The sequence below is a fragment of the Streptomyces spiramenti genome (genome assembly GCF_012034385.1).
Classification (GTDB): domain Bacteria; phylum Actinomycetota; class Actinomycetes; order Streptomycetales; family Streptomycetaceae; genus Streptomyces; species Streptomyces spiramenti.
In genome coordinates, this window is the sequence record NZ_JAAVJB010000012.1 from 44,857 (window position 1) to 54,663 (window position 9,807).

Annotated in this window: 6 protein-coding genes; 5 read left to right on the top strand and 1 reads right to left on the bottom strand. The window is 74.7% G+C overall.

The genetic code is table 11. The features are described 5' to 3' along the window. Positions 1-12: 12 nt before the first annotated feature. Positions 13-933: an AEC family transporter gene (locus tag HCJ92_RS03215; protein WP_167931843.1), complete on the bottom strand. Its 921-nt coding sequence runs from the start codon at positions 931-933 to the stop codon at positions 13-15. A gap of 568 nt (positions 934-1,501) precedes the next feature. On the opposite strand from HCJ92_RS03215, the gene HCJ92_RS03220 reads away from it, so the two are divergent. The 5 genes from HCJ92_RS03220 to HCJ92_RS25745 form a co-directional block, all read left to right on the top strand. After that, complete coding sequence (locus HCJ92_RS03220; protein ID WP_167931844.1) at positions 1,502-2,515, top strand: TerC family protein; 1,014 nt, start codon at positions 1,502-1,504, stop codon at positions 2,513-2,515. A gap of 364 nt (positions 2,516-2,879) precedes the next feature. Beyond that, on the top strand, positions 2,880-4,700 hold the full coding sequence (locus HCJ92_RS03225; protein WP_245240538.1) for an SDR family oxidoreductase: 1,821 nt from the start codon (positions 2,880-2,882) through the stop codon (positions 4,698-4,700). A 155-nt stretch (positions 4,701-4,855) separates the two neighbouring features. Next, the gene (locus HCJ92_RS03230; protein WP_167931845.1) at positions 4,856-6,229 is read left to right on the top strand and encodes a cryptochrome/photolyase family protein; all 1,374 of its coding nucleotides are present in this window, start codon (positions 4,856-4,858) and stop codon (positions 6,227-6,229) included. Between the two features lie 173 nt (positions 6,230-6,402). Further along, entirely contained in the window at positions 6,403-7,677 is a 1,275-nt protein-coding gene (locus HCJ92_RS03235) for an NAD(P)/FAD-dependent oxidoreductase (protein WP_420824664.1), read from the top strand. A gap of 454 nt (positions 7,678-8,131) precedes the next feature. After that, on the top strand, positions 8,132-9,807 hold a 1,676-nt coding region (locus tag HCJ92_RS25745; protein WP_420824665.1), incomplete at its 3' end, for a MerR family transcriptional regulator.

A 9,807-nucleotide genomic window follows, 5' to 3' on the forward strand; every position in this document is an offset into this window, starting at 1 on the left:
GCGACGGCCGCGTCAGCGCAGCAGCACCGTCACCACCACCAGCGCCGGGGCGGCGAGGATCGTCGAGAGCAGCACGGAGTCCCGCGCGAGGGTCGTCCCGATGTCGTACCGCGACGCGTAGGTGAACAGGTTCTGCGCCGCCGGCAGCGCCGCGACCACCACCACGGCGAACAGCGTCTCGCCGGACAGGCCGAACAACCCGGCCCCGATCAGCCAGGCCAGGAACGGCTGCACCGTGACCTTGATCAGCACCGACAGCAGCACCGGCCAGCGGTCGGGGCCACGGCCGGGGAGCGCCCGGCCCCGCAGCGAGATCCCGAAGGCCAGCAGCACCGCCGGGACCGACATGCCGCCGATGAGCGCCACCGGGTCCATCACCACCGTCGGTACCGTCGCCCCTGCCACGTTCACCCCCAGCCCCAGCAGGGAGCCGACCACCACCGGGTTCCGGAACGGCGAGGTCAGCTGCCGCCAGACCCCGGGGCGCTCCTCGGCGGTGGTGATGTCGAAGATCGTCAGCGCCACCGGAGCGACGAACAGCTGCTGGAGGAGCAGGACCGGCGCCACCAGCGAGGCGTCGCCCAGCACGTAGGCGGCGATCGGGATGCCCAGGTTGCCCGCGTTGACGTAGCTCGCGCACAGCGCGCCCATGGTCGAGTAGCCGACACCCCACCGCCGCACGCAGGCGACGACGACGAAGAGCAGCGCGGCGGCGAAGGTGGAGAGTGCGGTCACGACCAGCGGCGCGGAGAGGATCACCGACAGGTCTGCCTCCGCCATGACGGTGAAGAGCAGCGCGGGCGTGGCGATGGAGAACGCCAGCCGGGTGAGGACCTGCCGCCCGTTGTCGCCGAGGACGTCGAACCGGCCGGCCGCGTAGCCGACCGCGATGATCACCGAGATCGTCGCGAACCCCGTGATGACGCCGCCCATGACCCCTCGCTCCCTCGTTCGCGTCCCGCTCCGCCGCCCGCGCACCGGGTCGCCGTACCCACACCCGGCGCGCGCCGCGACCGACGGGCGCCCGCCCCGCCGGGTCAGCGGGGCGCCGACAGCGCGCACGCGGGCGCGCGATCGGGAAGCGATTCATCATGCAACCCGCATCTTTCCGGGCGGTCACGGCACGGGCGGCGACGAATCGGACCCGCTGTGGCCTTCGTCACGCACCCCGCTCATCTGCCGGACGGCCACCGGGCTCGCGGTGTCCACGCCGTCACGCTGCGCCGACGCACCCCGACCTTCCGCCACCCCCGCCGAACAACCGGCGCAGACGCGGCCACGCTGGGGTCACGGCGGTGTGGCGGAGGTGTGGGAGATCCCGGCCCAACCTCCCACTTCGGTCGTCCGGGTCACTAGAATCGGCCGGTGGTCCGGAGAACGGCACGCACGGTGGTGACACCGGCAGCGGCCCGACCGGCACCGCCGGACCGAGGCCGGAACCCCCCGGACCGTGGTTCGACACCGCCGGCAAACGTCGCCCGGCAGCCGCTAGGAGAGCTGTATGGACGTCACCCTGAACATCTGGGTCCTGACCATCGTCGGTCTGTGTGCCCTGATCGCCGCCGACTTCTTCATCGGTGGGCGCAGGCCGCACGAGGTCACGACCAAGGAGGCGGGCATCTGGACCGCCGTCTGGGTCGCCTTGGCCGTGCTCTTCGGTCTGGGTCTCCTCTGGATGGGCGAAGGCCAGGCCTCGAGCGAGTTCTTCGCGGGCTACATCACCGAGAAGTCGCTCAGCGTCGACAACCTCTTCGTCTTCATCCTCATCATGACGAAGTTCGCGGTCCCGAAGATCTACCAGCAGCGGGTGCTGATGATCGGCATCCTCATCGCCCTGGTGCTCCGCGCCGGCTTCATCGCCGGCGGCGCCGCGCTGATCTCGAACTTCTCCTTCATGTTCTTCATCTTCGGCGCCTTCCTCATCTGGACCGCGTGGAAGCTGATCGAGGAGGCCCGCAGCGACGACGAGGACGAGGAGTTCCAGGAGAACCGCTTCATGCGGCTCGTGGAGAAGCGCTTCCCCTCCACCGACCAGTACCACGGCACCAAGCTGACCATCGTCCGCGACGGGCAGCGGCTGATCACGCCGATGCTCATCGTCATGCTGGCGATCGGCACCACCGACCTGCTGTTCGCGCTGGACTCGATCCCGGCGATCTTCGGCCTGACCCAGGACCCGTACATCGTCTTCACCGCCAACGCCTTCGCCCTCATGGGCCTGCGGCAGCTGTACTTCCTGATCGGCGGGCTGCTGCAGAAGCTGGTCCACCTCTCCTACGGCCTGTCGATCATCCTCGGGTTCATCGGCGTGAAGCTCTTCCTGCACGCGCTGCACGAGTACGACGTGCCGGTCCCCGAGATCCCGACCCAGGTCTCGCTGGCCGTCATCTGCGGCGTCCTGGTGGTCACCACGATCACCAGCCTCGCCGCCTCGAAGAAGGCCCGGGAGGCCGAGGCCGCCGCCGGCGGTGGCGAGGACGGCCCGGGGAGCGACAAGGACAGCGTCAACCACTGACCCACCCCGCCCGCCCCACGGGCACGGCGACCGGCCCACGGGCCCGACGACCACCGGAACACCCCGCCCCGCGACCACGCGGGGCGGGGTGTTCCGCGTTCCCGCATCCCGCCTCCTCCCGGCCCCGGTCGCCGGCGAGCCGCGCGCCCCGCCGACCCCGCCCCGGCGGGGCGCTTCCCACCCGGCGCAGGAGCGGGCGAGGTGGGGCGCGGGCCCGCACCGCACGCCCGAACACGCGCTCCGTACCACCACGGAAGGCGTGCGGGGCGCAAGGTGGGGCAGGTGCAGCCGACGCCCCCGTGAGCGGATTCCGCCGCCAGGGGCGAAGGTGGGGCAGGAGGCACCAGCGCGACCTGGAGGCACGATGACCGCTCGGCACACCGGCGACACCCCCCGTACCCGCGGGGCGACGGCAGACCACGGCGGCGACCGGGCGGTCACGAGCTCCGCCCCGGCCGGATCCGGATCACCCGCCGCCGCCCCGGGAGCCTCCCGCACCGCCGCCGGCCCGGCCCGCTCCACCGGCGCCGACATCCCGGCGGGCGGGACCGACGAACCCGCCGCCCCCGACGAACAGCCCGCCGCCGACGGGGCGCCGTCCACCGGCCATCCGTTGCGCTGCCTGGTCACCGGCGCCAGCGGCTACATCGGCGGACGCCTCGTGCCCGAGCTGCTCCGGGCGGGCCACCGGGTCCGCTGCCTGGCCCGCTCCCCCGAACGCCTCCGCGACCAGGACTGGGCCGACAGCGCCGCCGTCGTCCGCGGCGACGTGACGGACCCCGACTCCACCGCCGAGGCCATGCGCGACATCGACGTCGCCTACTACCTGGTGCACGCCCTCGGCAGCGGCGACAGCTTCGAGGAGACCGACCGCCGCGCCGCCCGGAACTTCGCCGACCGCGCACACGCCGCCGGGGTCCGGCGCATCGTCTACCTCGGTGGCCTCACCCCGGAGGGCGTCCCCGAACGCGACCTCTCGCCCCACCTGCGCTCCCGCGCCGAGGTCGGCCGGATCTTCCTGGAGGGCCCCGTACAGGCCACGGTCCTCCGCGCCGCGGTGATCATCGGCTCCGGATCCGCCTCCTTCGAGATGCTGCGATACCTCACCGAACGGCTCCCGGTGATGATCACCCCCAGCTGGGTCAGCACCCGCACCCAGCCCGTCGCCGTCCGCGACGTGCTGCGCTACCTCGTCGGCAGCGCGGACATGCCGCCCGAGGTGAACCGGGGCTTCGACATCGGCGGGCCGGACGTCGTCACCTACGCGGAGATGATGCAGCGGTACGCGGCCGTGGCGCGCCTCCCCCGGCGGGTGATCCTCCCCGTCCCCGTCCTGACCCCCCGGCTCTCCAGCCACTGGATCGGCGTGGTCACCCCCGTTCCGCCCACCATCGCGCGCCCGCTCACCGAGTCGCTGCGCCACGAGGTGGTCTGCCGCGAGCACGACATCACGGACCACGTCCCCGACCCGCCCGGCGCCCCGATCGGTATCGACCGGGCGCTCACGCTCGCCCTGCGGCGTGTCCGGGACGCCGACGTCGCCACCCGCTGGTCGTCGGCCTCCGTCCCCGGCGCGCCCAGTGACCCGCTGCCCACCGACCCCGACTGGTCCGGCGGCAGCCTCTACACCGACCGCCGGACCCAGCGCGTCGACGCGAGCCCCGAGGCGCTGTGGCGCGTCATCGAGGGCATCGGCGGGGACAACGGCTGGTACTCCTTCCCCCTCGCCTGGGCGGTGCGCGGCGGCCTGGACCGGCTCATGGGCGGGGTCGGCCTGCGGCGCGGCCGACGCGACGCGCAGCGGCTCCGCGTGGGCGACACCCTCGACTTCTGGCGGGTGGAGGAGATCGAGCCCGGCCGGCTGCTCCGGCTGCGCGCCGAGATGCGGCTTCCCGGGCTCGCCTGGCTGGAGCTGCGCGCCGACACGGCGGAGCCCGACGGACAGAGCGCCGGTGACGCGTCACCCGGAACGGGCGCAACCGAGTACTCGCAACGCGCGTTGTTCCATCCGCACGGCCTGCTCGGCCACCTCTACTGGTGGAGCATCTCCCCGTTCCACGCGGTGGTGTTCGGCGGCATGGCGCGCAACATCGCGCGCGCTGCCGAGCACCGGGCGCGCAACGAGGAGGCGACCGAACAGTCCCGCACGACGCAGGCGACCGCCGTCGGCGTCGACCGCGGCTGACCGGCGCGGGCAGGCCCCGCCACACCCGACCCCCACACCCGACCCCCGCACCCACACCCGCACCCACACCCGACCCCCGCACCCGCACCCGCACCCGCACCACCGATGTCACCGCACACCGCCGCCGCACTCCCGCACCGCCCAGGAGCCCGCCCATGACCGTCGCAGTAGTCCTCTTCACCTCGGACCTGCGCCTGCACGACCACCCCCCGTTGCGGGCCGCGCTGGACAACCACGACACGGTGGTCCCGCTCTTCGTGCGTGACGAGCGGATCGACGCGGCCGGCTTCACCGCCCCCAACCGGCTGGCCTTCCTCGCCGACTGCCTCGGCGATCTCGACAGCGGCCTCCGCGAGCGCGGCGGACGGCTCGTCCTGCGCACCGGGGACGTCGTCACCCGCGTCCGGGAGGTCGCCCGCGAGGTCGACGCCGACGAGGTCCACGTGGCCGCCGACGTCAGCCGGTACGCCCACCGGCGCGAGGACCGGCTACGGGAGGCGCTGCGGGAGGACGGCCGACGGCTGAGGGTCCACGAAGCGGTCGTGACCGCACTGCCGCCCGGGGCGGTCGTCCCCGCCGGCTCCGACCACTTCGCGGTCTTCACGCCCTACCACCGCCGCTGGGACCAGGAGCGGCTCCGCGACCCGCTGCCCGCCCCGCGCACGGTACGCGTCCCTGATTCGGTCGACTCCGACGAACTGCCCTGCCGGGAGAAGATCCCCGACGTCTCCGAGGGCCTCGCGCCGGGCGGGGAGGACGCGGCCCGCAGGATCTTCACCACCTGGCTGCGCAGCGGGATCCACCACTACGACGAACGCCACGACGACCTTCCCGGCGACGGCACCTCCCGGCTCTCCCCGCACCTCCACTTCGGCACGCTGTCCCCGACGGAGATCGTCCACCGGGCGCGGGCCGTCGCCGGCAGCGGCTCCGAGGCGTTCGTGCGACAGGTCTGCTGGCGCGAGTTCCACCACCAGGTCCTCGCGGCCCGGCCTGCCGCCGCGCACGACGACTACCGCGCCAAGCACGACCGTTGGCGCACCGGGCAGGCCGCCGAGGACGACTTCGCCGCCTGGCGGGAGGGGCTCACCGGCTATCCCATCGTCGACGCGGCGATGCGGCAGCTGTCCGCCGAGGGGTGGATGCACAACCGCGGCAGGTTGCTCGCGGGCAGCTTCCTCACCAAGACCCTCTATCTGGACTGGCGTTGGGGCGCCCGGCACTTCCTGCGGCTCCTGGTCGACGGCGACGTCGCCAACAACCAGATGAACTGGCAGTGGATGGCCGGCACCGGCACCGACACCCGTCCCAACCGGGTCCTCAACCCGATCCGCCAGGCGCTCCGTTACGACCCCGACGGCGAGTACGTCCGACGCTGGGTGCCCGAACTGGCCGAGCTGGAAGGCTCTGCCGTCCACGAACCGTGGAAGCTGACCGGATTGGAACGCGCCCGCTACGACTACCCGGACCCGATCGTCTCCCTGAGCGAGGGCCTGGACCGGTTCAAGCAGGCCCGGGGGGTCGACTGACGGGAGCCGCCCGTCCGCGGGTGCCCGCTCACGCGCCTCCCGCGGACTCGCGTCCCCGCTCGCCCGTCCCGACCTGCACCGCCCGACGCGGACCCACCCCTGACCGTCGGCGGTGAACCACCCACCCGCCGGGCAGCCCCGGCGCCCGTCACCGGCCGAGTGGCCGGAGGAAGGTGAACAACGTGCCGGCCCACAGCCGCTACCACCCCGACCACCCCGACGTCATCGTCATCGGCGCGGGACTCGCCGGGCTCGCCTGCGCCCGCGATCTCACCGACGCCGGCCTGGAGGTGGCCGTCCTGGAGGCGTCAGACGAGGTCGGGGGCCGGATGCGCACCGACCGCCGCGACGGCTTCCTCCTCGACCGGGGCTTCCAGGTCTTCAACACCGCCTATCCGCAGGTCGCCCGCCGCCTGGACCTGCGGTCGCTGCGGCTGCACCCCTTCACGTCGGGGGTGCTGGTCCACACCCTCGAGGGCCGCGTCCGGTGGGACAACCCCACCCGCAGCCCCCGACGCGCCGCCGGCGCCCTCACCTCCGGGGCCGCCGACGCCCGCGACCTGCTCGCACTCGGGCGGCTGAGCGCCCGGGACATGCTGCTGAGCGGCCCCACGCTGCACCGCGCCCTGCGCCGCTCCCCCGAACGCACCACCCGTGAGGAACTGGAGCGGTCGGGCCTCTCCGACCGCCTGGTGTCGGAGCTGCTCCACCCGTTCCTCGCCGGGGTCTTCCTCGACGACGAACTCACCACCACCAGCCGGATGTTCCACCTGGTGTGGCGGAGCTTCCTGCGCGGCCACCTCACCCTCCCCGCCCGCGGCATCGGGGCGGTCCCCCGGCAGCTCGCCGACGGCCTCCCCACCGGGTCGCTGCGGCTGGAATGCCCGGTCTCGGAGATCACCGAGGAGGGCGTGACCCTCTCGGCGGGCGGCCGGATCGCCGCCTCCACGGTCGTCGTCGCGACCGACGCGGGTACCGCCGCCCGGCTGCTGCCCGACCTCGCCGTCCCCGCGTTCCGCACCGTCACCACCTACTACCACGCGGCGTCACGACCACCGCTGCGTGAGCCGACGCTGCTGCTGGACTCCGCCCGCCGCTTCCTCAACACCGCCGTACTGAGCCAGGTGGCGCCCGCCTACGCGCCACCGGGGTACTCCCTGATCGCCACCTCGGTGGTGGGCGACGACGTCCCCGGACGGGAAGCGGCCGTGCGGGCGGCGCTCGCGGAGGTGTACGGCGCCGACACCGCCGACTGGGACCTGGTCGACGCCCGAACCGTCCCCGCAGCGCTCCCCGCGATGACGCCGCCCTGGCCGTTGAGCCGTCCCACCCGGCTCGCCGAGGGGCGCTACATCTGCGGTGACCACCGGGCGACCGGTTCCGTCCAGGGCGCCCTGGCGTCCGGGGCGCGCGCGGCGCGCGAGGTCATCCACGCCCGCATCCGCTGACGCGCGACGGCCGGAACGGGACGCCGCCGGGCCATGGGCTCCGCGGCAATGCGCGCCAGGCCCGCCGTGGGGCCCGCACCCCGGGACGGTGCGGGCCCCTTCGCGCCACCCCAGGGGCCGCCACGGGAGCGGCGGGGGCGCCGGGCGGACACGGTCGGCCGGGGGCCGCACGGGGCGTGGAGCACGACCGGTCGGCTCGGCGGGGTGCCGGGGCCATGTCCAACCCCGAGCCGACGCAGCTCTCGACCCACTGCCCCGCGCCCCACGGCGGTGTGCGCCGTGCCCCCTCGTCCGGATGTCCGCCACGTCGCCCCCGGGCACCGGCGCCCGAACCGGCGACCGGCAGTCCCGGGCGTCCGCGCTGCCTCCGCGCCCGTCACGGCCACGGCACGCCCAGGCGCGGGAATGATCAACTCGGCCCGGGGGCGGGTGTGTACTGCCTAGCATGGTCCGGGTGAGCGCCGACCGGAGCGACCCCCACCCATCGGAGGGCAGCAGGCCCGCCCTCAGCACCGGCGCCGTGGCCCGCCGCCTCGGCGTCGCACCGACGACGCTGCGCAGCTGGGAACGCCGCTACGCCATCGGACCCGAGCACCACGAGAGCGGCCGGCACCGTCGGTGGACCCCTGCCGACATCGCACGGGTGGAGGAGATGTGCCGCCTCACCGGCCTGGGCGTCCCACCGCGTGAGGCGGCCCGCGCCGCCCTGGTGGCGAAGCTGCCCGCGGCCGACGTCCCGGGAGCCGACGGCCCCGCCCGCTCGGCCACGGGCGATGCGGACGGTCCCGCCGGCCGAAGAACCACCGGCCCCGGGAACGTCGTGCACGAACCGCCCGGCCTCGCGAACGGCACGCGTCGCCCCGACGGCACCGTCCTGGAGACCGGCACCGTCCCAGGGACCGGCACCGTCCCGAGCGCCGCAAGCGCCCGGGACAGCGGCAGCGTCTCGGACGGCGGCACGCGGCCGGGCGGCGCCGGGGACGGGTGGTTCCCGGCACCGCCCGGCGCGGGTCGCGGATTCCGCACCACCGACAGTGCCCCCTCGCCGTCGGAAGCCTTCGCACCGGCGACCACCACGCCGACGGCGCATGGGGGGCGCCCCGGCGGTGCCGCCGAACCCGGCGCGACCGCCGCGGCGGGTGAACCGCCGCAGGACGCGCCGATCGGCGACGGCAGCACGATGCCGGGGACGCGCGAAGCGGCCAGAGCCGAACGGCGCCATGACCGGACGCCCGAGCAACCGTGCCGCGCCGGTGGTCCGCCACCGCCGCGCGGCAACCACGCGGAGGGCGGCGACGGGCCCCCGCAACTCACCCGGTACGCGGTCGCCGCCCGCGCCCTCGACCGCACCTCCCTCGTCACCGCCCCGGCCCGACCGTTGATCGCGTCCCGGTCGGTTCCCGGCACCGTCCGGCTGCCGCCGCCGAGAAACGGCACCCTCCCCCGCCCCGGCTCCGCCCCGACCGCCGGACGACTCCGCGGTGCACCGGCGCCCTCCCCCGGGATGCCGTCCCGCAGGGCGGACTCGGGTCCGGGTCTCGACCCGGATCACGGGACCGCTGCCGTCCGGCCGGGGCCCGAGTGGCGAGGTCTGGCGCACGCCGCTGCACGGCTGGACGGCCCGGCGCTGGAGCAACTCCTCGACCTCGCCCTGCAACGCCACGGCCTCATCGCGGCCTGGGAGGAGGTCATCGCCCCGGCGTTGCACACGGTCGGGCGCAAGTGGGCGGTCGAGGGCGAGCCGTACGTGGGCGTGGAGCACCTGCTGTCCTGGCACGTGTCGTCCGCGTTCCGGCGCCGCCGCACCGCCCCGCCGAGGCCCGGCGCCGCGCCGACGCTGCTGACCTGTGTGGCGGACGAGCACCACACCCTGCCCATCGAGGCACTCGCCGCCGCCCTCGGCGAACGCGGCGTCCCGACGCGTGTGTTCGGGGCGGCCATGCCGGCAGAGGCACTCCTCGGGGCCGTCAGACGGCTGGGGCCCGCTGCCGTGGTGCTGTGGGCGCAGTCCCGCGAGACCGCCGACCGCGCGCTCGTCGCCATCGGCCTCGGCTACCTCTCGCTGGACCGCGAGACGACCAGCCTCTCCGGCGGCGAGTCCCAGCGCATCAAGATGGTCCGCCACCTCAG

Bases quoted from the DNA above. Each gene is read 5' to 3' on its own strand.
- HCJ92_RS03215 (WP_167931843.1), bottom strand. From the start codon at position 933: ATGGGCGGCGTCATCACGGGGTTCGCGACGATCTCGGTGATCATCGCG.
- HCJ92_RS03220 (WP_167931844.1), top strand. From the start codon at position 1,502: ATGGACGTCACCCTGAACATCTGGGTCCTGACCATCGTCGGTCTGTGT.
- HCJ92_RS03225 (WP_245240538.1), top strand. From the start codon at position 2,880: ATGACCGCTCGGCACACCGGCGACACCCCCCGTACCCGCGGGGCGACG.
- HCJ92_RS03230 (WP_167931845.1), top strand. From the start codon at position 4,856: ATGACCGTCGCAGTAGTCCTCTTCACCTCGGACCTGCGCCTGCACGAC.